This is a genomic window from Nitrosopumilus sp. b1 (genome assembly GCF_014078545.1).
Classification (GTDB): Archaea; Thermoproteota; Nitrososphaeria; order Nitrososphaerales; family Nitrosopumilaceae; genus PXYB01.
Genome location: NZ_MU078723.1, coordinates 358,445 through 380,495, shown reverse-complemented (window position 1 = coordinate 380,495; position 22,051 = coordinate 358,445). Strand labels below are relative to the sequence as shown.

The 22,051-nt window shown below is 35.1% G+C and carries 23 protein-coding genes; 16 read left to right on the top strand and 7 right to left on the bottom strand.

Features of this window, described 5'->3' with window-relative positions:
* Positions 1 to 7 precede the first annotated feature (7 nt).
* Positions 8 to 811 carry a helix-turn-helix transcriptional regulator gene (locus C6988_RS08030; RefSeq protein ID WP_182134525.1) on the bottom strand — a complete coding sequence of 268 codons (804 nt, stop codon included), beginning with the start codon at positions 809 to 811 and terminating at the stop codon, positions 8 to 10.
* A gap of 386 nt (positions 812 to 1,197) precedes the next feature.
* Here C6988_RS08030 and C6988_RS08025 point away from each other — a divergent pair, with 386 nt between their 5' ends.
* The 3 genes from C6988_RS08025 (at position 1,198) to C6988_RS08015 (ending at position 10,765) form a co-directional block, all read left to right on the top strand.
* Positions 1,198 to 4,428 carry a sialidase family protein gene (locus C6988_RS08025; protein ID WP_182134524.1) on the top strand — a complete coding sequence of 1,077 codons (3,231 nt, stop codon included), beginning with the start codon at positions 1,198 to 1,200 and terminating at the stop codon, positions 4,426 to 4,428.
* Between the two features lie 108 nt (positions 4,429 to 4,536).
* Positions 4,537 to 6,726 (top strand): zinc metalloprotease, encoded by a 2,190-nt coding sequence (locus C6988_RS08020; protein ID WP_182134523.1) that lies wholly within the window; start codon positions 4,537 to 4,539, stop codon positions 6,724 to 6,726.
* A 31-nt stretch (positions 6,727 to 6,757) separates the two neighbouring features.
* Positions 6,758 to 10,765, top strand: coding sequence for a S8 family serine peptidase (locus C6988_RS08015; RefSeq protein ID WP_182134522.1), 4,008 nt, complete (start codon positions 6,758 to 6,760; stop codon positions 10,763 to 10,765).
* Between the two features lie 77 nt (positions 10,766 to 10,842).
* On the opposite strand, the gene C6988_RS08010 is transcribed toward C6988_RS08015, so the two are convergent.
* The 3 genes from C6988_RS08010 to C6988_RS08000 are packed head-to-tail and all read right to left on the bottom strand — an operon-like array spanning position 10,843 to position 12,820.
* A complete protein-coding gene (locus C6988_RS08010; RefSeq protein ID WP_182134521.1) occupies positions 10,843 to 11,643 on the bottom strand; it encodes a helix-turn-helix transcriptional regulator in 801 nt (266 codons plus the stop codon).
* Positions 11,644 to 11,686: 43 nt separating this feature from the next.
* A complete protein-coding gene (locus C6988_RS08005) occupies positions 11,687 to 12,637 on the bottom strand; it encodes a nitroreductase family protein (protein WP_182134520.1) in 951 nt (316 codons plus the stop codon).
* 42 nt (positions 12,638 to 12,679) lie between these two features.
* Complete coding sequence (locus C6988_RS08000; protein WP_182134519.1) at positions 12,680 to 12,820, bottom strand: hypothetical protein; 141 nt, start codon at positions 12,818 to 12,820, stop codon at positions 12,680 to 12,682.
* Between the two features lie 389 nt (positions 12,821 to 13,209).
* Here C6988_RS08000 and C6988_RS07995 point away from each other — a divergent pair, with 389 nt between their 5' ends.
* The gene (locus tag C6988_RS07995) at positions 13,210 to 13,572 is read left to right on the top strand and encodes a response regulator (protein WP_182134518.1); all 363 of its coding nucleotides are present in this window, start codon (positions 13,210 to 13,212) and stop codon (positions 13,570 to 13,572) included.
* Between the two features lie 5 nt (positions 13,573 to 13,577).
* On the opposite strand, the gene C6988_RS07990 is transcribed toward C6988_RS07995, so the two are convergent.
* Positions 13,578 to 13,838, bottom strand: a complete 261-nt coding sequence (locus C6988_RS07990; protein ID WP_182134517.1) for a DUF5654 family protein — start codon at positions 13,836 to 13,838, stop codon at positions 13,578 to 13,580.
* A 139-nt stretch (positions 13,839 to 13,977) separates the two neighbouring features.
* Here C6988_RS07990 and C6988_RS07985 point away from each other — a divergent pair, with 139 nt between their 5' ends.
* The 8 genes from C6988_RS07985 (at position 13,978) to C6988_RS07950 (ending at position 18,719) form a co-directional block, all read left to right on the top strand.
* Entirely contained in the window at positions 13,978 to 14,412 is a 435-nt protein-coding gene (locus C6988_RS07985; protein ID WP_182134516.1) for a response regulator, read from the top strand.
* Positions 14,413 to 14,506: 94 nt separating this feature from the next.
* On the top strand, positions 14,507 to 15,130 hold the full coding sequence (locus C6988_RS07980) for a hypothetical protein (protein WP_182134515.1): 624 nt from the start codon (positions 14,507 to 14,509) through the stop codon (positions 15,128 to 15,130).
* A gap of 61 nt (positions 15,131 to 15,191) precedes the next feature.
* Positions 15,192 to 16,052, top strand: coding sequence for a class I SAM-dependent methyltransferase (locus C6988_RS07975; RefSeq protein WP_182134514.1), 861 nt, complete (start codon positions 15,192 to 15,194; stop codon positions 16,050 to 16,052).
* 69 nt (positions 16,053 to 16,121) lie between these two features.
* Positions 16,122 to 16,289 carry a hypothetical protein gene (locus tag C6988_RS07970; RefSeq protein ID WP_182134513.1) on the top strand — a complete coding sequence of 56 codons (168 nt, stop codon included), beginning with the start codon at positions 16,122 to 16,124 and terminating at the stop codon, positions 16,287 to 16,289.
* A 56-nt stretch (positions 16,290 to 16,345) separates the two neighbouring features.
* A complete protein-coding gene (locus C6988_RS07965) occupies positions 16,346 to 16,513 on the top strand; it encodes a DUF1059 domain-containing protein (protein ID WP_182134512.1) in 168 nt (55 codons plus the stop codon).
* 48 nt (positions 16,514 to 16,561) lie between these two features.
* Positions 16,562 to 17,503, top strand: a complete 942-nt coding sequence (locus C6988_RS07960; RefSeq protein ID WP_255464428.1) for a radical SAM protein — start codon at positions 16,562 to 16,564, stop codon at positions 17,501 to 17,503.
* A gap of 35 nt (positions 17,504 to 17,538) precedes the next feature.
* Positions 17,539 to 17,742: a hypothetical protein gene (locus tag C6988_RS07955; RefSeq protein WP_182134510.1), complete on the top strand. Its 204-nt coding sequence runs from the start codon at positions 17,539 to 17,541 to the stop codon at positions 17,740 to 17,742.
* A gap of 200 nt (positions 17,743 to 17,942) precedes the next feature.
* Positions 17,943 to 18,719 carry a histidine kinase gene (locus tag C6988_RS07950; RefSeq protein ID WP_182134509.1) on the top strand — a complete coding sequence of 259 codons (777 nt, stop codon included), beginning with the start codon at positions 17,943 to 17,945 and terminating at the stop codon, positions 18,717 to 18,719.
* Here C6988_RS07950 and C6988_RS07945 read toward each other — a convergent pair.
* A complete protein-coding gene (locus C6988_RS07945) occupies positions 18,716 to 19,219 on the bottom strand; it encodes a HEAT repeat domain-containing protein (RefSeq protein ID WP_182134508.1) in 504 nt (167 codons plus the stop codon). The two genes, C6988_RS07950 and C6988_RS07945, sit on opposite strands and share 4 nt — an antisense overlap.
* Positions 19,216 to 19,617 (bottom strand): response regulator, encoded by a 402-nt coding sequence (locus C6988_RS07940; RefSeq protein ID WP_255464426.1) that lies wholly within the window; start codon positions 19,615 to 19,617, stop codon positions 19,216 to 19,218. The genes C6988_RS07945 and C6988_RS07940 overlap by 4 nt, the downstream gene beginning before the upstream one ends.
* A gap of 92 nt (positions 19,618 to 19,709) precedes the next feature.
* Here C6988_RS07940 and C6988_RS07935 point away from each other — a divergent pair, with 92 nt between their 5' ends.
* The 4 genes from C6988_RS07935 to C6988_RS07920 all read left to right on the top strand — a co-directional run bounded on the left by C6988_RS07935 (position 19,710) and on the right by C6988_RS07920 (position 21,950).
* Positions 19,710 to 20,318 carry a transcriptional regulator gene (locus C6988_RS07935; RefSeq protein WP_182134507.1) on the top strand — a complete coding sequence of 203 codons (609 nt, stop codon included), beginning with the start codon at positions 19,710 to 19,712 and terminating at the stop codon, positions 20,316 to 20,318.
* Positions 20,319 to 20,476: 158 nt separating this feature from the next.
* Positions 20,477 to 21,430, top strand: a complete 954-nt coding sequence (locus C6988_RS07930) for a DMT family transporter (protein ID WP_182134506.1) — start codon at positions 20,477 to 20,479, stop codon at positions 21,428 to 21,430.
* A gap of 38 nt (positions 21,431 to 21,468) precedes the next feature.
* Positions 21,469 to 21,606 (top strand): hypothetical protein, encoded by a 138-nt coding sequence (locus tag C6988_RS07925; RefSeq protein WP_182134505.1) that lies wholly within the window; start codon positions 21,469 to 21,471, stop codon positions 21,604 to 21,606.
* A 35-nt stretch (positions 21,607 to 21,641) separates the two neighbouring features.
* Positions 21,642 to 21,950: a hypothetical protein gene (locus C6988_RS07920; protein ID WP_182134504.1), complete on the top strand. Its 309-nt coding sequence runs from the start codon at positions 21,642 to 21,644 to the stop codon at positions 21,948 to 21,950.
* Positions 21,951 to 22,051 lie beyond the last annotated feature (101 nt).

The window sequence follows — 22,051 nt, the reverse complement described above, 5'->3', positions numbered from 1 at the left end:
TTTCAATTCAACTAAATTTTGATTCTTGGAAGTTTGATGAATCCTTCCAACAGTGCTCAAAGTAATCAAGACACCATTGGTGCATTTCTTTTCCATCTCCATAAAACATCTCTCCCATGTCTGGTTCACTTGACTTATTTGGCAAGACCACTGCGCACTCTTTTTCACTTAATACTACTACTGCAGAATTTTTTTTACTAATTCTTCTTTCTAAGGAATTATCCTCAATGAACTTTTGGAATTTTTTTCGTGTAGAAGAATCTTTTCTCTCTTCTGGTATTATGGCTTTGTCATAAAATATGGATTTTATTTTTACATTGTTTTTTAACTTGGATTCAATAACTTCAATGATATCCTTTGAGTAGGGTACTTCATACAGAATATTGTAAATGTATTGTTCTGCATTCTCGTGGATCTTCTTCCATTGCTCTAACACTTTCACAAAACCTTTGATCCTTTTACTTCCCTCCAATGCACTCATGTTGAGAACAAACCTTTGTGGTAAGTCATCTAATGAATGACTTTGGAGAAATTTTTTATTGTCATACATGAACATAAATGCTGGAATTTGACTACAAAGGAATTTTCCATATGTTGTTAGAAAATAATCTCCCTCTGAATCCCTCTCTATTATGCCTGATTTTGCTAGCCTGCTAAAGTTTCGATGTACCTCTGGAGTAGTGGCCTCCAAAAATTTTGCCATCTTTGACAGAGTCATTTTTGATTCTGAAAGCTTGAAAATAATTCTGAGTCTTTGTTCACTTGAAATCTCTAAAAATTCGTTTGCTATGTTTTCAAAATCTGGTTCCACATTACTCCTTTAAACAACCGTCTAAAAAAGAATCTCTTATGATTCAGGCCAGTTACGTTTACAGTTATTACATGCACCACGTAATCCATTATACCTTGGTTCATGGTATACTATAGCTATAATGTCACACTCTAGACAAATCGTATAGTGTACAATTTTCATAATTATGGTTATTGTGGATTTTTAATCTAGATTCGTAAGCTATCATTGTTATTTCTTATAATAACAGCTAATACTGATTCATATTTTATTAATTTGGTATTGTCTTATGAAAGGATTTTTTTGTCCTTTATTTGGCTTGCATAAGAACATTATGCACTATTCTTATAATTTTAATCAGTTCTATATCACATTCATGGCAGGTGATTTTTATTGGTAATGGTAGCATGAAAAATAATAATTCCAAATCAATTCTAATTTTTCTTACAACATTAATTCTTGGCCTTTCAATATTTTCAATACCTCATGGTTATGGAGACGGATTCAATTTTCATACTCCGGTGAATCTTAGTAACGATGGAACAACTTCTCTTTTTCCAGACATTGCATCTGATGGTGATAATATTTTTGTTGTTTGGCAAGATGATGATGGAGCTGGCTTGTTTGAAATATTTTTACGTGGCAGTACAAACAACGGTACAACTTTTGCAGCAACAAAAAACATTAGCAATTTAGCAAATACTTTTGTTATAGGCTTTGAATCTCCAAAAATAATTACATCTGGTTCAAATGTTTATGTCGTTTGGGACGATGATGATCCTGGCACCCCGCAAATTTTTTTCACAAACAGCACAGATAATGGAGCAAATTTTGATTCTTCAGAAAATCTCAGTAATTCATTTGGATTCGCAGAAAATCCAAAAGTGGCAATAGATGGTTCTAATGTATATGTCGTTTATCAGGATGATGACCCAGGTCCTATAGAGGTCTTCTTCACAAACAGCACTGATAACGGAAGAAATTTTGATACTCCAGTTGTTATCAGTAATACTATTGGTTTTTCTGAACAGCCTGAAATTGCAGTTTCATCTGGAAATGTTTACATCGTTTGGCATGATGATGTAGATGGAGATAATGATATCCAATTTGTGCGTAGTACAAACAACGGAGACTCTTTTTCGGCAAGAACAGATCTTTCAGTAACAACTGAGGAGTCTAGAGATCCTAGAATTTCCACAAATGGAAATAACGTGTATGTAGTTTGGCAGGAGTTTGATGGATCCGATGAAGAAATTAATTTTAGAGCAAGTAGCAACAACGGAACCTCGTTTGGAACTACAATAAACATCAGCAATAATGCAGGAGCATCTACAATTCCAGAAATAGCTGTTAATGGAACTAATGTTCATCTTGTATGGCAAGATGACACTGATGGAGACAATGAAATTTTTTATTCTGTAAGTACAAACAACGGAACTTCATTTTCTACTCCAACCAATCTCAGTGATAACACCGGTTCATCTACCAACCCACAGATTGTAGCATCAGGTTCAAATGTGTACATAATTTGGCAAGATAACACTGATGGAGACAATGACATATTATTTAGAGCAAGTACAAACAACGGAACTTCTTTTGCAACTACAGTGAATGTCAGCAATGATGGGAATGACTCTCAAAATCCTAGATTAGCTAGTTCTGGTTCAAATGTTCATTTTTCATGGACAGACATCACTTTGGGTGATATTTTCTACGTAAATGCCACTCAAACCCCTTCTAGTATTTCGTATAATGCTTCACAGTATAGGTTAAGTGAGATATCACAACTTACTGTATCCGATGATACATCCAATTCGGATGATTCTACTGCTGAAGTAATCAACGTAAATGTTATTTCAAGCACAGATAGTACTGGAATATCTGTTCCACTAACTGAAACTGGCCAAAACACAGGCGTTTTTCAGGGAACATTTGGATTTACAGCTGCAACATCCTCTGGTACATCCTTACAAGCAAACAAGGGCGACACAATTACTACTACATTCAACTCGATAATTAACACTGCAAGCATTTTCTCAAGTTCACTAGTTTTTGATTCACCTACTTATCATTTAGGTGAGTCTGCTCAAATCACCGTCACTGATCAGAATTCCAATACCAACCCATCCTTAGCAGAAACAATAACTTCCACAATTACTAGCGATACATTTCCTGGTGGTATATCATTACAACTTGAAGAAACTGGTGTTAACACAGGACAATTTCAGAACACTGATCTTATTTTTATGACAGGAAATGATCTTTTTCAATTTACGGATGTTATCAAGGTCAGTCAATTAGAAACTATTCTTGGAACCCAAACTGACAACACTATTACTACAATTCTTGTTGATATAGGTTCATCTACAGCTCCAAACGGATTACAAAATTTTGTACTAACAGAAACCGGACCTAATACTGGACTCTTTGAATCGACATTTAATTTCACTAGCTCCGCTTCATTTGGTAGCTCGCTTCAGGCTGCAAACGGTGATATTATTACAGTGACGTATAATCTTGCGCCTACAAATGCACTACTAATTCCGAATCCTGATCCTAAAGTTGGAGCACTACAAGCAAAATTAGACGATGATATTACAGCATCTTTTCTTGCGGCTTCTGATACAGCTCGAATCATTGCAGGCAATGGCGGTGGAGGTGGAGTTGGAGGTGGAGGTTTAATTCGGCCAGGTCTCGTAGTTGATCTAGTGCTACCAATAATATCTACTGGAGGAAGTGGAGGTATTAGTTCAATAAGTGGAGAATCTCCATCGCTTTCTCCTCCCAAGTCAGTGTCTAATCCTAATTTTGTTCCATTATCAATAAACGGAAATAATTTTGCACTAAATGACAAAGGGAAACTTGCACCAATGATTGAGAATAAGAATGATGAATCATCTTCTCCCAAAAAACCAAACACTGGTAATTCTCCTAAGACAATAAAAATTGAAAAAGGAAAAAATACCGAAATTAGTCTCAACATATACTCCCCATTGGGAATAAAAAATATTGAACACGTCTCATTTTATGTTAACGAGGGCGGTATCGCACCAAAAAATCAGGCTGAATCTACTGGAATTGTTTATGACAAAGGTAACGTAATCATGTTAAACGGGTTAAGCAAGTTAGCTGATGGAGGAATTACATTATCTGAGGATGGTGACTTTGTTACCGTCAAAATTAATTTTAACTTTGCAAGCGTGATGAGTAATTCTGATATTGAAATAAAAATTTGGGATACTAACAGATTTTCCACCGTACAAAAGATTGAAGATGCTATACAAGTTGTTCCTCAAGAAGAAATTGTTGAACAACAAATTGATTCCCCAAATTTTGTTCAACAAGGAATCATTGATCCCAACCTAGAAGAAACTGATGAGCTAGAATCTATTGAACACATCTCACAAGAGAATATTTTAGCTAATCCATCTGAATTTATTGGCGTTGTTGAAAAATGGGGAGGCTTTGCAATTGATTCAGCATCAGATGTTGAATTACTAAAAACTGTGGGAATAGAAGGAGAGTATATCCCAAAATGGTTTAAAGAAAATGCAAGATTAATTGTTAATGATGAATTAAGTGTTGAAGAATTTGTCAACGCTGTAAATTATTTACATAAGATGAAAATTATCACATAATCAAATTTTCATAATTTTCGTATGCTACCAAATTCATAATTTCTTCTTTAATCATTATGTTTCCCTTTTTGGAAATAGTTAAATACTAAATATTGATCTATATTGTGCTTGGTTAGGGGGGCATTGATTGCATCAGGCATTATAATGCTAATTTTTTCTACTGTGTATATTGTTGATGCATATGCTCAGACTGTAAAATTTGATTTTGAATATTACTTTACCAATGGCACAAGGTCTGCCACAGTATTTTACAACGTCAATGGAACATGCGTTGTTGGAGAGACAAGTAACATTTTCCTGAATTCCACGCTTGAATCAAACAAGAACTTTACAGCCACATGTGTCAATAATCAATTTGCCACTTCTCCAATACTGATAACAGATAATTCCACAGAGCCAGAGCCAAAACTTTTGGTTGTAGACAATGATCAGATTACCGCAGAAGCGTCTTCTATCGGAAGTGGAATTATAGACACATCTTCGGTGTTTACAACATATGTTTTTGATGACGATGGCATGTATCCATCTCAACCAAATTATGAAACTATAGTAACTTGTACTGACACCGATGGGGATCAACTTTGTAATGCTTGGGAGCGAAATATAGGTCTACGAATTTATCACAATGGAAAGACCTACTTTTATGGATGTGGAAACTATGGGCCTGATCCAGATTGTCCTGATTACCGAAATAAATGGGATGTCTACGTAGAGCTTGATTGGATGCCTGGTCACGCACCTGATGCTCAAGCCCTAGCTGATGTCAAAGACTTTTTTGCCAATGCCCCTACTGCAAAACCAATAATCATTCATTTTCAGGTAGATGAACCAATTGGCAAACACTACTCGGAAGTAGTTACTGCAATAGCTGGAAATGACACCACTGACTATACTCTATTGAAAAAACATTACTTTGGAACTCAGCAAGATAGGGATCAAGAACCAGATCCCTCCAAAGAAAACAAGTATTTGACAAACAAGCGTCAAGCATTCCATTATGGTTTGTTTGCCTCTTTCCAACATCCATACGTAAATTCTTCTGGTCAAGCTGAGATAGGCGGAAATGACTTTGTTGTAACTCTTGGCTCTTTTGAAAAAGGGGTTGGAAGCACTGATCAACAAGCTGCCACCATAATCCATGAGTTGGGTCACAATCTTGGATTACAACATGGTGGATATGATAACATCAACTGTAAACCAAACTATTACAGTGTAATGAATCACCTGTATCAGTTCCCAACATTGGTAAATCGAAATATAGACTACTCTGATGGAAATTACATTAACATAACAGAAGGAAATGCAAATGATACCGCTGGAATTGGTCCTGGGGGTGTAGGCAAGGAAATTGCTTGGAGTGGCGGAACAGCTGCAATTCCTGAATTTTCACCTCAAGGCGTTGACTGGAATGGTGATACTGTGGAAAACACGTCTGCTGATGATCTTAACAACATTTCATCCATTCCAACTTGCAATGGGCAAGGATTGACAACTCTGGTGGCATATGATGATTGGTCTTTGATTAATTTTGATATGAGAAGTACCTCAGCATTTGATGATGGTACCCCCATCTCAATACCTTTACCTCCAACAGAAAGTGCAATTAACAAGCGACCTTTTGTAGTGTATGACTATGACGGTGATTACAAAACACAAAACATAACCAATCTTGCACTAGTGGATTTCTCAGGGGCGAAACCAATTGAACTAACCGATGATGATCATAAAGAAATGCTCAATGATAGAATTGAATCTACATTCGGTTTAATCCCCGGAGAAGGAGGAAACATAGACAAGTACAAGGCACTTGTATTAAATGGAAACCTTGAAGGCTTACTTTCAATTATTGAGGGTTCTGGCGGTGGCCAACTTGACAGCTTTATTTCATCAATAAAGAAATCAACTGAAACTGGAATGAAAGTTCAGGGAATCTATGATGATTACTATCTGAACGGAGTTTTACTTCCACCACAACTACAGACTGCAAATGGAGTAGATGTGTTTGATGTTATGTGTAAACCCACAATGGAGCTGATTTATCTTGATAGGGGAGATGGAATAGAACCAATATGTGTTCACGGTGATTCCTTTGCAAGGACACTTGACGTGTTTAGCGGGCTCATTGTAGAGGGTCCATATCTTTGTGAGATTAATGATACTCTTAATCCTCTAAATCATTCTTATGCCCCAACCCCTGCAGACTGGAGCAAGCTATCTTCAATAACATACAGCACTCTGTTAGGTGGCGATGGCTCAACTTTTGATTGCCAGGATTACTTGGATGAGTTTTATCAATAATTTAGAAAACAATAACAATTGGATAATTTTATTGACTCTAGCCCTGATGGTGGGATCTTACTATCTTCCAACTGCTGAGAGTCACTCAGGAACATCAATTCCAATAAAAGTAATTAATACACCGCCCGTCATTGATGGAATTGCAAAATCAGGAGAATATGTTGTAACATCTCATCCAAATTTTACCATAAATTACCAAGGACATGATTTTTTTGTAGAATATGATCTTGCATATGATCATGAGTTTTTGTATGGCAATGTAAGAATAAAGATGCCTGATAGCTATCCTGGAGACATCCTCGATGTTATGATAAACTTCGATAATAATCATGATGGGGTACACGATATAGGTGAAGATAATATTGGAATTCATCCATACAACGACCGCTCCTTTTATAGAGATCCAAATACGGGAAATTCCTGGTGGCGTCCAGATCAACAAGAAGATGGGTATGGCACAACAACTTCCAGTCGTGATTTTAACATCCCCACTGAAAGATGGCAGAATTTTGAATTTAAAAAACCATTATGCTCTGGACAAATCACTGATTTCTGTATAACTTACAATGATACTATTGGCTTTAAAATAGGATTTGCTTTATCTGCACCTTCACCATTTGGTGGTCTCTACATCAATGGGAACATTAACAATCCTACAGATGATCTGATTTTAACAACCGAAAAAATTATTCCGACCTACATTTCAATGCCAAGTAATTCTCTCGTAGAGTACGTTTCCCTGACTAGTATCCTGTATCCGAATCAAACTCGCTCTATTTCAGTAACATGCCCAATTAACTACATTGCACTAAGCGGCGGTTTCTCATCGAATTTAGATGAAGTTGATCCTCTCAGCTCTAATTACTTTGAAGATAATCGATTCTCCATTGAATATTTCAATAGTGCACAAACATTTGCGCAGGTAAAAACAACTGTTACCTGTTTGAAAAATGATCAAAATAGTTTTGATGTAACCGAAACATTTGCCCCAAATTCAAAACTCACAAACCATAACGAATCTATTTCCGTAACCGGTACCTGTCCACATGGTTACGTTTCTACAGGAAGTGGATTTGGTGATCAAACTGAATTTACCGTTTTCTCAAATGCGCCAATTTCTTCAGACTCGTTGAATCCATCAGAATGGGAATTTAAAGGAAAAAATAATGCAAGGGATCCAGATCTCTTATATGGTAAACTTCAATGCCTCAAGATAAAAGATGGGAATTTTCATCTCAAAGTAATAAAACCTGCAAAAATTCTAGTTTCGCCATTTGAGTATAAAAAATCTGAGTTGTCTTGTCCTACCAACGATATTGCTGTTGGTCATGGCTTTTCATTTAACTCATTTACTCATTCAAGTTTACAACCCATCCAACTTTTTCCATCTGTCGATTCAAACAAGCGTATAATTTCTTACAATAATACAAAAGCAAACTCTGCTGAAATTGAGCCATACGTTCTTTGTTTAAGTGAGACAAATCCAAAGTATGATGTACCATTTAAGACTGGAGGCACCACTCCCCCTGAAGGATTTGATATCCAAGGAATCAAAGATTCTGCAGATGAAGGTGCAAAAGATGTATACTTTCATCTTCAGTTCTACGAGTTACCAACTCAAGTAATTCATCAATTACTAGCTAATAACGAAATTAACCTCATCGAATATCTATCATCAAAACTTTATGTTGCAAAAATTCCATTATCAAGAATAGATGGAATAAACTGGAATGATTTTGGAGTAAGGGCAGCATTTCCTATCACTACTGACACAAAGGTTGATCCGATAATTTACAAGGAGACAGCTCCGGAATGGGCCGGGATTCAAATGTCTAGTGACATGGTTAGCAAAGTTCCTCCCGACATGTTTACGTCATTGATTCATTTCCATGATGATGTAACAAAACAGGAAATCTTAGATGCTATCAGTATAAGTGAAGGATATCCAAATTATGTGGCAGAATCCTCCTCAATTGCGTCTGCATTCCTTAATCTGAATCATGTACAAAAATTATCTGAAAGAAACACTGTTCAGTTTATCACATATGTAGATCCACCACTTGAGCCGGAGAGCCATGCAGCCCAAGAATTTATCGGCATCAAGGATGCTCGACGTGCATTTTCTTCATTGAATGGTGATGGTGTTAAAGTAATGGTATATGACAATGCCGCGATATTACCGCATATTCATCTTGATGATAAAGTTATAATTGCAGAAACTAACATTTTACAAAATGGACTTGACCACCCTACCAAGGTTGCTGGTATAATTGCATCTAGTGTTGGTCAAGTTGCTGACCATGCTCTTTTGACACAATTAGGACACAGTCATGAAGGAGTTTCTCCTAACGTTCAACTTTACTCATATGGTATATGGGATACCTGGCAAATTCATATTAATGATCATGATTTTATCGGTTCTTTATTTCATACAAATTTCTCTGATATGGAGGATGATTTCCGAAGTGCCATGTCTAATGATGTAGACCTCAGCAACCTATCTATGGGCCATGTGGTGACTGAAAGAGTACACAAGCATGAAGAACACGGCCGTCCGGATTTTTCTGTTGAATGCACTCAACTAGGAAGTTATTCTAGTACTTCGCAACTGTTAGATAGAATTAGTTATGATGGTCTAGGTCATGAACACGGACCACTTTTGATAATAAAATCTGCTGGAAACGAAAGGCAATATGATGATTGTAATGTCAGGGTCTATAATCAACGTGGTTGGAATACAAATAATGCTGCTGAATCTTATGGAATAATCAATTCTCCTGCGACTGCAAAAAATCTAATTGTAGTGGGTTCGATTGATACGGCAACTGGTAACTTTTCTGCTTTTTCAAATTTTGGGCCAACATCAGATGGTAGGCTAAAACCTGACATAATGGCCCCAGGTTGTAACACATCAAACCCTGCACATGAACCAAGTCTTCAAAATACGGGATACTGGTTTACGGGTCTCAATAATAATTATGTTCAAGATTGTGGCACAAGTTTTTCTGCCCCATTAGTAACTGGTCTTGTTTCTTTATTGAATCAAGAATGGAGGATTACGCACAGCGAACGCTTACCTCCCCATACTGCAAAAGCAATTTTGATTCACACTGCCGATGATCCTCCTAGTCCCAAGCCTGGACCTAATTATCAATTTGGGTGGGGAATAGCAAATGCACTGAGGGCAATAACCCTAGTCCACGAAAATCCAAACGAACAAAGGATTTTCCAAGGTCAGGTAAATGAAGGCCAGGTATTTACACAGACATTTACATCTAATGGGGACAATCCTTTAAGAGCAACTCTTGTTTGGGATGATCCCCCTGGGGCAATTACTGTAGAACCTAGTCTACAAAGTGATTTGGATCTTGTTGTAAAACACAATAATCGGGTTTTTTATCCTTGGGTCTTAGATCCTAATAACCCTAATCAGCCTGCAAAAAATTCTACTTTTCTCCAAGTGCCATTAAAAGACGAACTAAACAATGTAGAAGTAGTTGACACCGATCCAATTAGTGGTAATTGGGTTGTTGAAGTGACTGGTGAAGCAGTTCCATTTAGTCCTCAGAAATTCACACTCATCATTTCTGATTCCATAACTTTACCCAATACATCGAATGGTGGAGGCAGTGTAAACCCTGATGATCCCTGTCAACAATCCGAACTAAGTGTAGGCGACAGATGTATTCCATATACAATGAGTTCTGGTTCTATAACAAGCGCAGAGATTAATCAAGATAATCCCTCACTAGTCATAAACATAGATTCCAATAGTGATGGTAGCATAACGTTAAACCCGCCTGAAGAATTCTTTACCGGCATTGAACACTATTCAATTGATGGACAATCGCCTGTTTTTCTAACAGATGATAATGAAATCACAATAAATTTCCGGGGTGGTGACAGAGTTATAGAAATTCATGCCACACGGATAATTCCTGAATTTAGTACAATTGCGGTATTGGTTTTGGGAGTGTCAGTTCTATCTTTAATTCTAGTCTCATCACGTTCAAGCCTAAAACTAAATCCAAAAAATTAAATCTGTTTTAAACTAAATCTGTTTTTCCTGACACTACTCCATACAATCTAAAACATTTTTTCCAAATGTTTCTTGAATTATTCTTTGAGCTTGCTTTCCTCAAAGGTATCTGAACCATACCAACAATATCTAAAGTAATCAAGACACCATTCGTGGAACATAGGATCATTTGAATAAAACATCTCAGACAGATCTGATTCACCATTTATTGTGGGAAACATCACGCAAGCTTCTTTTTCATTTAATACCAAAACCGTATTTACATTTTTTTCCATCTTTCTTTCTACTAGGCCTTTTTGGATTAATTTATCAAAACCTAACTTCTTTAGTAGTGCTTTACGACCTTTTGGAACCACGGCTGACTCTGAAAAAATATATGAAAACTTAACTCCTTTCTTCACACGCTTTACTAAAGGTTCTATTAGATCTAGTGGAACTTCCGATAACACTTCATAGATGTACTCATTTGCATTTTTGTAAATTGTTTTCCATACCTCAAGTGTATTAGCAAATCCTTTGATGTGATTACCTGATGCCAGCTGTCCTGTTCTCATTATGAATTTTGATGGTAAATTACTAAACGTATGATCTTCAAAATACTTTCTGTTTTGAGCAAAGAAGACCAGAGATGGAACTTGTGTACACATTGTCTGTCCAAACATTGTTAAGCCAAACTTTCCGTCCTTTGCCTTTTCAATTAATCCATGATCCTCAAGCCGAATAAAATTTCTATGAACTTCTTGTTTTGTAGCATCTATCTCTTTTGCTAAAGCCGTAGGAGTAGTCTTCTTTTGCAATAACTTGAATAGAATTTCAAGTCTTTGAGGACTAGCAAGTTGCAAGAAATTATTTGCTGCCTCCTCGAAAAGATCTGCCATACTAACCTCGAATCATTTGCATCATAAAAACAATATCCAAAGATTAAGACTCTAAAACATGTATTAGATCTCTCAATTTTCTTCTTGATTTTGGGGGACGACGTTTATCTGGATATCCTATGCATAAAATGGACGAAGGCTGTAAATCTGTTCCAAGTATCTTTTTGACTTTTTCTTCATCCAGCATTCCGATCCAAATCGAGCTTAATTCTAACGCAGACGCCGCTAACTGTGCATATGCTGCGGCCAATGTAGCATCCTGTAAGGAAAATTTTGTTAAAGTTTCTGGAGGAAAATCCATTTTAACTCTGGATGGATTCATACAAAAGACTAGTACAATTGGTGCATCAACGTATGGTTGCCTATTTGCGGCTTCAACCAGAGCTTGTTTGATTTTTTTATTTTTTATATAAAATACCTCAAAACCTTGAAAGTTTCCTGCACTAGGAGCAGTATCTGCTGCTGCAAGTATCTTGTCAACTTTCCAGTCTTCCACCAGATGAGTTTTGTCAAATTTTCTAGTTGAGCGTCTTGTCGAAATGATTCTGAAATACTCTGACTCTGAAATCTTTTTCTCTTGTGATCCAAGTATTGCACTAAGTAGTGATTGTTTTTTTGATTCGCTATTCTTTGATTTTGATGATCTCTCAGATGTTGGATAGAACTCGTTTGATTTTACCTGGATACTTTGTTCTTCATGTGGAATTTTCATATATTCTAAGATCTTCTCTCTGAGAAGTTTTGTGTCTGCTTCCAAGTATCTCTCATCTTTTAGTCTGAACTGTGAAATGTCTGAATTGACTAGAATTGAGCTAAATTCATCTTCTAGTTCCACCTTTCCAGTCTTTTCTTTAGATAAAATTTCTAATAAAGAGTCCAGTTCCTCTTTTCCTAAAATAACGACATCAGAGTCATCCTCGTCTATTCCTTGCCAAACAAGTCTTACACCATCTTTTGAAGTGTATGGCTCTTCTATTTTTGTAAACTCTGCCATGATATGATTAAGGATAATCCATAAAAAAAGTTAGAGTTGCAGTTATGCTCCTGCAACCAAGTATGCACCTATTCCCATTCCAATAACTATGCCTATTCCCATACAGAGAAGATCAAAAGCAACGACTTTTTTGAATGGGGCGTGCACCATTTTTTTCCAAGTTGATACTTGTTGTGTTTCCATGTTAATAGATACGTATACGTCCACTTAGATTATAGTAAGATGATTTCATGACTAGTAAGCTGAATAGCTTACTAGGAGTAATGTATATTGGAATCTATCTACATACATGAGAATTGAATCTTGCAAAAAATGTGGTACGGAGCAAATTGCCAGCAAAAATCCTAGTCACAAATGTGTTGTATGTAAAGAACCTACCAAGTTATTTTGTGAAAAATGCAACTCGTATAGTGAGATTCAATTCCATACTCATATCTTAGATGTATTAAGCAGAGACAGGCTTCTAGAAATTGAAAATAATAACTATCTGATTCATTAACTGATTTACTGTGTATTGTGTTTTTTCATTTTAAAAAACACCAGTTTTTATGCATTTTTTCACAATTATGTCTATGTCAAAGATAGTAATGATAGTTGATGATGATACTGATTTACTAGATGGAGTAAATGAAGTAATATCGTCAGCTGGTTATAGAACGGTGACTGAGGTTGATGGGAAAAGGGCTCCTCTTCTTTTTCGAGAATATGGACCTGATCTTGTATTGACTGATTTTAGAATGCCTGGACTCAACGGATACGATTCTTATTTAGAAATAAAAAAGGCTAATCCAAATGCTAAAGTCATCTTCATGACCTCCTTTCCTGACGATGTAAGATTACGTGATGCAATTAATCAAGGAGAAATTATTTGTTTAAAAAAACCATTCTCAAATGAATCTCTATTGCAAGTAATAGAAAATAAAATAGGTCATTAGGATTTTTATCCTAATCTTAACGATTTAGCTCTACTGACTGCTCTTGCAACAATAATTGTTAAAATCACTGCTATTATCGTCACAATGGTGGCATAGATTACCATCGGAATTAATGTGTCTGATGTTCCAAAAATCTCTTTGAAGATAGCTTTTATTGCATCATTCCATGCTAGGGCAGCGACTAGTCCAAACGCTGCTGTTATCAAGGCAGACATTTTATCTAGAATTTGTTCCCTAACCGATGGCTCTTTTTCAGGCTCACTCATGTAGAATTTTTACATTCGCATAAGATATGATCTTTCAAGTTAATTAATCAAATCCATCTATCTAATCAGTTTTGACACAAAATGTTTGTGGCATTAATACAAACATCATTCTATATGATAAATTACAAGAAATAAATTATTGAAAAAACATTTCTTTAGAATACTGATTGTTGATGATAGCAATGCTATGCGGTATCTGTTAAGACAAATCATTGATCGTAATGACATTACTCCCTATGTTGAAGATGCCTCAAATGGAATAATTGGAATTGAGAAATTCATCAAATTCAAACCTGATCTAGTAATCTTGGATTTACGAATGCCTGATATTGATGGATTAGATGTTTTAAAGAAAATGCAAGAACTAAATCCTTCATCTTATGTGATAGTTATCTCTTCTTCAACGGCAAAAATAGATACTCAGGATGCTATTCAATACGGTGCCTGTGATTATATTGTCAAGCCTTTTGACAGGAACGAAATTGCCTTTAAAATTATCAAGGCACTACGTGAAAAAGCACGAAATGATCAAATGAAAGAATACATTACATCATTAAACAGCACAATAAAGTAATAGATTTGGGAAGCCGAACAAAAATTTCTTACTCTTTAAGCTTTCTACAGTATTCTGTCTAATGGCTAAATAAAATAATCAAAAATCACGAATAATGAAAGTAACAACTACAATTGCTTTGCCTACTATGTTTGCAATTTTTGTCCTATTTGCAATTCCTGGCTTGGGTTCAGAACAATTAGCCTTTGCTGCAACTGATTTTAAATCATCTAACCTGTCTGGCGATGATGTTTCAAAAAATCCCTTGGCAAAACAAATTCTCGAAAGAATTGAGATTGCTAAACAACGAATTGCTGAACTAAAACAAAAGCAAATCCAGCTAAATGAACAACAAAAGTTCATTGAAGAACAACGAGAAGTAGCAAAGCAAAAACTATCCCAACAGTTAGATCGTATGAATAAAGACTATGAAGACTATACTCCAAAAGCAGCATTTACAAATTTCGTATCAAAAATGCCTGAAAAAGTTCATTCCGTATACTGGGGAATGTTTGAGTATCAGTCATCTAAAGTTCAAGCAGCAAACGATGCAATGAATAGAATACTTGACAATGGAGGCAGTTATGCAGAAGCACGACAAGCATTCAATGATATTGCGTCAACTAAACGCGTTCAACTAATTGAAATGACTAAAAACTTGAACATAGAAAATGGTCTTGCAGATGATAAAATACAACAATCATTTGATAGATACGGTAAACTTCCAAGAACTGAATAGTTCTTCTTCTTTTTCTTTTTACATTCTTTATCTATGGGGAGTATCTCTTTGACTAGTAATCTTGAAAAAAATCAATCCTCTTGATGTCTTTTTATGGTCATTTCGACGAAATGAAAATGATGTTGTAAAACTTTACGATTCACTATCCGAAGTCATGCAATTATCCACAGGTGGAGATATGCTAAATTTTGGATTTTGGGACGAATCTACTATTTCCCCAATAGATGCACAAGAAAAACTTTGTACTATATTTGCAGAACTCTCACACCTAAAATCAGCTGAAAATATCTTGGATGTTGGAAGTGGCTTGTCAGCTCCAGCATTTTTTTGGGCAGAAAAATACCCTAATCTTAGTATCACTAGTGTGAATATCAATAATTCTCAACTAGTATCTGCAAAAAACAAACGATCACTGAACTCTAAATTTGAAGTACGATTCATAAATTCCACTGCTACTTCGTTACCATTTGCAGATGATTCCATGGATAGAATCCTGGCTTTTGAATCTGCCCAACATTTCAAACCCTTGGATTTTTTTATCTCAGAATGTAAAAGAATTCTAAAAAGTGATGGGATCTTATCCCTTGCAATCCCAATACTTGGAAAAGATTTTTCACAGCCACTTTTAAAACTTGGAATCTTATCGATGACTTGGTCTTCTGAGCATTATAGCAAAAACCATATCCTGTCTACTGTAAACAAAAACAATTTTGAAATTCTTGAAGAAAAACTAATCGGCGCAAACGTATATCCTCCATTGGCAGACTATTATTCAAAAAATAGGGAATCAATCCAAAAAAAGATCTTGAAAAACTACTCCACATCTGTGGAAAAAATCCTTTGGAGATCAATTAAGAAGATGCGAGAAACATCAGAAAAAAACATCATTGACTATCTTTTACTTTCCTGCAAAAAAAACTAGTTACTATTACTGTCATTACCAAATTTGGAAGGAATTCCTTATTTCCTAAATTATTAAAATTGTATGTAAATGACAAAAAAATTTTGTAAACATTGTCAAAAAGAGTTTGAGAATGGCGTTGGGATTTTTTGCTCCCAAAAATGTAAGGATGATAGAATTATCCATCTAAAAAATCAACTAAAAGAGGCTGTAGAACAAGACAAGGGTCATACGCAGGGATTTTCAACAAACTCCTAGTGTTAATTCATTTACGACAATCACATGCTTAAGTGCAAAAAAATAGTAGTTTTTCCATGGTACGACTAAGCTGCCGTGATTATGGATTTGAATGTGATTATACAGTTGAAGGCCAAAACTCTCAGGTGATAGTAGAAGAATTTGGAACCCATTCAAATAATGAACATGGTATAGAATATTCTAAGGAAACCTTGATGCAAATAATATTAAGAAAAAGAATTTAGGCGTTTCACTTTAAGTAAGAGTGTGTCCATATTATGCCAATGGAGATAATGGGTAGGGGTTTTCAGCAGATACTTCGGGAAAGCCCATTGTATTTTCATATATTCTCAAAGTATTTGGGATACAAATTATTTAATAAAAAAAGTCCATTATATGGTTCTGCAGATATCATCAATGTTTGTAATCTTCACTGTGAGCATTGTTATTGGTGGCTTAATAGAAAAGAAAACGAAGATCTTACCTTAGATCAATGGAAAAAAGTCATTGACGAAAAATTCAAAAAAAATCATGTGTTCATAGTTACTCTTGTTGGGGGAGAGCCAATGATGAGACAAGATGTAGTAAAATTATTTGTCAAAGAATTTCCAAAACGAGCTTGCGTTGTAACAAACGGAACGTACCCAATTCCTTTTCTAAAGGACATTTACTTTTATTGGATATCTATTGACGGTGACCAAAAAACACATGATGAAATCAGAGGAGAAAATGCTTGGGGAAAAACACGAAAAAATGTTTTAGATTATGTTAATACTAATGGTGACAAAGCCTGGAAAGACATTTGGATTACAATGACAATTAATTCAAAGAACCTTCATACAATTAAAACTGTGATTAACGACTGGAAAGACTATTCAAATAAAATAGGATTCCAATTTCATACTCCATTTATGCCTGGAGATCCACTGTGGGTGCCATTTGGTGATGAACGAACCCAAGTCATTAATGAAATTATTGATATGAAAGAAGGCACATTCAAAGATTACATCATAAATCCAACTAGTCAACTTGAATTAATGAAATCCAGTTGGGGTGGAAAAGGAACCACTCCTGTTGATTGTCCAACGTGGGCTATAATTTCTGTAGATCATATGGGTAGAGAAAAACTTCCTTGCTGTATAGGAAGTGCAGAAAATAAATCAATGAAACCACGATGTGAGGAATGTGGTTTGGGTTGCTATTCTGTCTTAGTTGGATATGGCATGAAGGGATGACCAAGTCTTATTAGAGTAGCATCTGTAATTATGTCATGGAATGGTCATTGGGAATTGGCGCATTAGTACTGTTTACTGTTGGAATTATCGGACAGGCATTTGAAATGGGTCGGATTAGAAAAAGTACTACTATTGATGGCGAACTTGGATCTCCGAAAATTTTTCTTGATAAGAGAAATATCAAATGGTATGGTCTGATTGGTTTATCAATAATTTTGTGGTATTTGTCACAAAATTGAATCCTTTTCAATTGTAAATTTATTACAATCCCAATCTTTTACAAGACTCTACCATTGCCCTCAAAATGTGGAGCAAGATTATGATAACCTCCATCTTTCCTACTATGACAATTCATCAAGATAACTAAGCTAATTTTGACATATTATCGTTCAAGATAATAACGCTAATCCTTATCTAGATTCATTCTTTTTTTTTCGTAATGAATGATCCGGATGTAGTCCCTGAAAAACTAAAGAGTCCTATTAGCTATAAGATACTTTTACTAATTTTTGCATTTGGTATTGGAATTTATTTTATAATCAATACATTAGGTGAAGAGAATTCCTCAAATTTGATATTTGTATTATCCGTAGTACTTGCAGCAGCTGTTTCTACTGCTTCACTTACTGTCTCTAAAAGATATTGGAGTACTCAAGTCTTTGGGCGTTCCTACCTTGCTTTAGGATTTGGTTATGCTTCATACGCAATAGCTGAGGTCATCTACTATACTTTAGACATCATTTTAGAGGTTGAAGCCTATCCATCCGTTGCTGATATTTTCTTTTTTATGCTGTATCCACTAGCTTTGATTCACTTGATTCTTAATGTCAAGTTTTTTGTTCATAAATTCTCATCAAAACAACTGCTCATACTTGGAATAATTCCAATTGTTTTCGTTATTACATATGGTTTAATCTCTTTTCAAGAATTGGAAGAAGCAAATTTTGATTTTTACTATGGAATAATATTCATTATTGGCGCATCACTGATTTTATCATTTGCTGTGGTTGGCGCAACCCTTTTCAAGCAGGGTTTACTTGGAATTGCATGGTTATTACTGGTAGTAGGAATCCTGTTAAACGCAATTGCCGATGTATGGTATTATATTCTTGAAATTTTTGGAGAATATTTCAACGCACATCCTGTTACGGTTATCTGGTATGTGTCTAATTTGATGATGATTTATGCACTTTACAAACATCAAAAAGTAATCTAGTATGATGCGTATTCATCTTCTGCAACGAACTCTTTTCCCTGATATCTCTCCATTCTTTTTAACACCATTCTTGCAGTTTCTACAACATAGGGACTAGGATCTTCTAATGCTTTTTTCATTGCATCCATCTGATCAAATGCTCTAATGATTCCAAGACATTCAATTGCTTCGTGTCTGACAAGTGCACTTTTATCATACAGTCCAGCTTGAACTAGATCAGGAATTTTTTTTCGCATGTTTCTTCCTGCTATTTGATAACATACTTCGTGACGAACTACCGCATTATCGTCATTTTTTAAAACCCATGCATAAATGTCAGCTATTTTGTCAAAGAGCGGACCCCTTAGTCCAACTTTTTCTGGTATCTCACCAGCAAGCCATACTGCATCCCAACGTAACGATTCGTCATCTGAATTTTTAAAAATCTGCTCTAGTACATCTACTCTTTTCTCTAGTGGGAACTCACGAATTCTGTGATCATCCAGTGCTAGCTGAGTCACTTACCATTCTCCTTTTTTATGATTTTTTCATCTAGGACTCTTTCTACAGTTTGCAGAATTTTGTCTATGTTGAATGGTTTGTGAATTATTGCTGATGGCTTTAATTCTAAAATTTTTGGATTAAGGTCTACTGTATTGTCTGCAGTAATCATAATGATTTTTGCATCTGGATCAATTTGTCTAATGTTGTATAATGCATACAATCCATCGTATTCTGGCATTCTATGATCTAAGAATACTACATCTGGTTTGTGTTTTTGAAATAATTGGACGGCTTCCTTTCCATTATATCCACAGCCAAGGACATTGATCTGCTTTAATTTTAGATAATCTGCAAATACAGACACGGTATCTACGTCATCATCGATGACTATTGAAGAAATTTTTTCAAATCCCAATATAATTACCACTTTTGGTAATGGGTTTTTAATAAATAAGTATTCTTTTTCATTCTAGGAAATGTTATAAACATCATATTGTAATACTATGCATGGGCGGATTGGATAGATTATTGGCTAAATCTCTGAATAACACTATTAGAAATAATCTAGGTGAAAAAACAACTCAAAAAGTAGAAGAAAGACTATTTCAAAAATATGGTTTATCACTTACACAGTCAATTGAAGAATTTCACAAAATTGATGCAGTCTTGCGAGAATTTTTCGGAGCGGGAGCTGATGGTCTGGAATCAAAGTTCATGCAAAGTCTTTGCAGTGCAAAATCAAAGAATAAAACAAACAACTGGTTTAGTATAACAGATAATCATACTAGTCAAACTATTATGGAAAGTTTTGGAGATGATGACAAATCTGCAATTCTCAATGTAGTTATTGACGATGCAAAAATTATTTCTGATATTCTTATTGATTGTAAAATCCCACAGACATCTGGATATCGCAAAATAAATCAATTAATCAAAGATGGCTTATTAGTTGATGATGGTTACACAGCTACTTCTGATGGAAGAAGAGTCACAAAATATAGATCACTCTTTGATAATATTAGAATAAACATTGTGAAAAATAAAATCACAGTTGATGTTCAACTATCAAGACCTGACTATAATGATAGCTCTGTATTGCAAGTAATTTACGGATAACACTTTACTTCTTAAATTTGGATGTGGAACATCCCTACAACCAGTTCCGAATGATAATACTATAACATATTTTGTTTTCAATCTTGGAAACGGATCATATTATTAGTGAGTAAGTGTTTCCATTTATGGGAATGGGTGGAGTGTAGCTGTCACTATTATTGAATATAGAAAAAAAATCTGTTTTCAAAAAAATCTCTAAAGTTAATTTAAAATCAACTACTACTCTTGGAATAACTCTTGCAGTTTTAGCTGCTGCTTTTTCTGCACTGCCAAATGTGATTCCAAAACCTTTGATGGAAGGAAATTCTGATGGTATTACTCCAAATCCACTGATGTTAGTTTTTGTAATTTATGTGATCAATGGATTGTTCTTTACGCCACTTGCAGGAAAGCAAAGTCCTATCAACAAACTAAGCAAGTATACAATTTTTCTTTTAATTTTATTGGGAGTACTTGAAACATCTGGAACACTTGCTTATACAGTAGGATTACAAGATACTAGTGCGTTAAATGCATCTGTTCTTGTAAATGGCGAAACAGTTTTTGCTATTCTAATTGGAATTACACTTTTCAAAGAAAAACTAGGAAAGCGGGAAGTATTACCCTTCATGCTAATAGTTTCTGGAACTGTTTTTCTTCCATTGGGAAGTGACTTGTATCATCAAAACTGGGAACTTTCTGAATTTGTTTATGGTGATATGTTGATCCTACTGTCTGGCTTTTTTTACTGTCTTGATACATTCATAGCTAAAAAAATTAGTAATTCGATTAACACCAGAAGAGTAGTCCAAATAATGTCTTGCTCTGGTGCTGTATTTACACTAGCGCTAATGCTTTATTTTGAAATACCATTTGATATTGCAGTTGAACAGTTTTCGATAATTTCTATGGTGGGTTTTCTGGGAATAGGAGTGACTATGATGTTCTTTGTAATTGCATTACGTCTAATAGGTGCAGTAAGGACAGTTTTGTTGTATTCGACATCTACCATTTTTAGTGTCATTTATTCTACAGTGTATTTATCAGAAGCAATTACTATCATAAACATAACATCTGTTGGAATCGTGATGATAGGAATTTTTGCATTACGTCAAAAATTGGGTTCAGAATAATTAGAAAACTTGAATATTATCTAGGAATATGTCCTTACATGGCTTCTATTCGAGATATCGGTAAATTTTTTGTTTTTCTTGTTGCAGGATTAGTGGCTATAATTGTAGGATCTTTTATGATAAGAGGCAACATGCATCTTTGGGATAGAAAAAAATCTACTGATGATGAAAAATAGGCAAGGTCAATTATGAGTATTACATCAGTACTATATTGCTTCAAGATTCGTCTATTAGAAAATCCATTGATGAATACATCAAGAGAAGAATCAAGGAAATTCCTCTGGAGGTAAAAGAGACTTTTTTTAAAACTAAGCAAGTCTGGAAATGTGAAAACGAAGTGGATTTTCTTTATGGCTATTATGTTGGAAAAATCGAAGAGTCTACACTTCATTACCTGCTCAAAGCAACAAGGGCTTCTGCAGGAGGATTCATCGATTCATTTGAAATAAGAGGGATGATTGAATCCCATAGGTCTGAATTACTCACTTTGATCAAAAATACCATCTCTGAAAATCAGTGAACTAGAAATACTACAAAACATATCAAAATACATGGTAGGTCCACAAGACGGTGGCTTTGGTTTTGATCAATCTAAAAAATACTCCAACGTAGACAACCTTG

Bases quoted from the DNA above. Each gene is read 5' to 3' on its own strand.
- C6988_RS07935 (WP_182134507.1), top strand. From the start codon at position 19,710: ATGGGCGGATTGGATAGATTATTGGCTAAATCTCTGAATAACACTATT.
- C6988_RS08010 (WP_182134521.1), bottom strand. From the start codon at position 11,643: ATGGCAGATCTTTTCGAGGAGGCAGCAAATAATTTCTTGCAACTTGCT.
- C6988_RS07960 (WP_255464428.1), top strand. From the start codon at position 16,562: ATGGGTAGGGGTTTTCAGCAGATACTTCGGGAAAGCCCATTGTATTTT.
- C6988_RS07995 (WP_182134518.1), top strand. From the start codon at position 13,210: ATGTCAAAGATAGTAATGATAGTTGATGATGATACTGATTTACTAGAT.
- C6988_RS08005 (WP_182134520.1), bottom strand. From the start codon at position 12,637: ATGGCAGAGTTTACAAAAATAGAAGAGCCATACACTTCAAAAGATGGT.
- C6988_RS07950 (WP_182134509.1), top strand. From the start codon at position 17,943: ATGAATGATCCGGATGTAGTCCCTGAAAAACTAAAGAGTCCTATTAGC.
- C6988_RS07980 (WP_182134515.1), top strand. From the start codon at position 14,507: ATGAAAGTAACAACTACAATTGCTTTGCCTACTATGTTTGCAATTTTT.
- C6988_RS07925 (WP_182134505.1), top strand. From the start codon at position 21,469: ATGGCTTCTATTCGAGATATCGGTAAATTTTTTGTTTTTCTTGTTGCA.
- C6988_RS08000 (WP_182134519.1), bottom strand. From the start codon at position 12,820: ATGGAAACACAACAAGTATCAACTTGGAAAAAAATGGTGCACGCCCCA.
- C6988_RS07955 (WP_182134510.1), top strand. From the start codon at position 17,539: ATGGAATGGTCATTGGGAATTGGCGCATTAGTACTGTTTACTGTTGGA.
- C6988_RS07990 (WP_182134517.1), bottom strand. From the start codon at position 13,838: ATGAGTGAGCCTGAAAAAGAGCCATCGGTTAGGGAACAAATTCTAGAT.
- C6988_RS07965 (WP_182134512.1), top strand. From the start codon at position 16,346: ATGGTACGACTAAGCTGCCGTGATTATGGATTTGAATGTGATTATACA.
- C6988_RS08025 (WP_182134524.1), top strand. From the start codon at position 1,198: ATGAAAAATAATAATTCCAAATCAATTCTAATTTTTCTTACAACATTA.
- C6988_RS07970 (WP_182134513.1), top strand. From the start codon at position 16,122: ATGACAAAAAAATTTTGTAAACATTGTCAAAAAGAGTTTGAGAATGGC.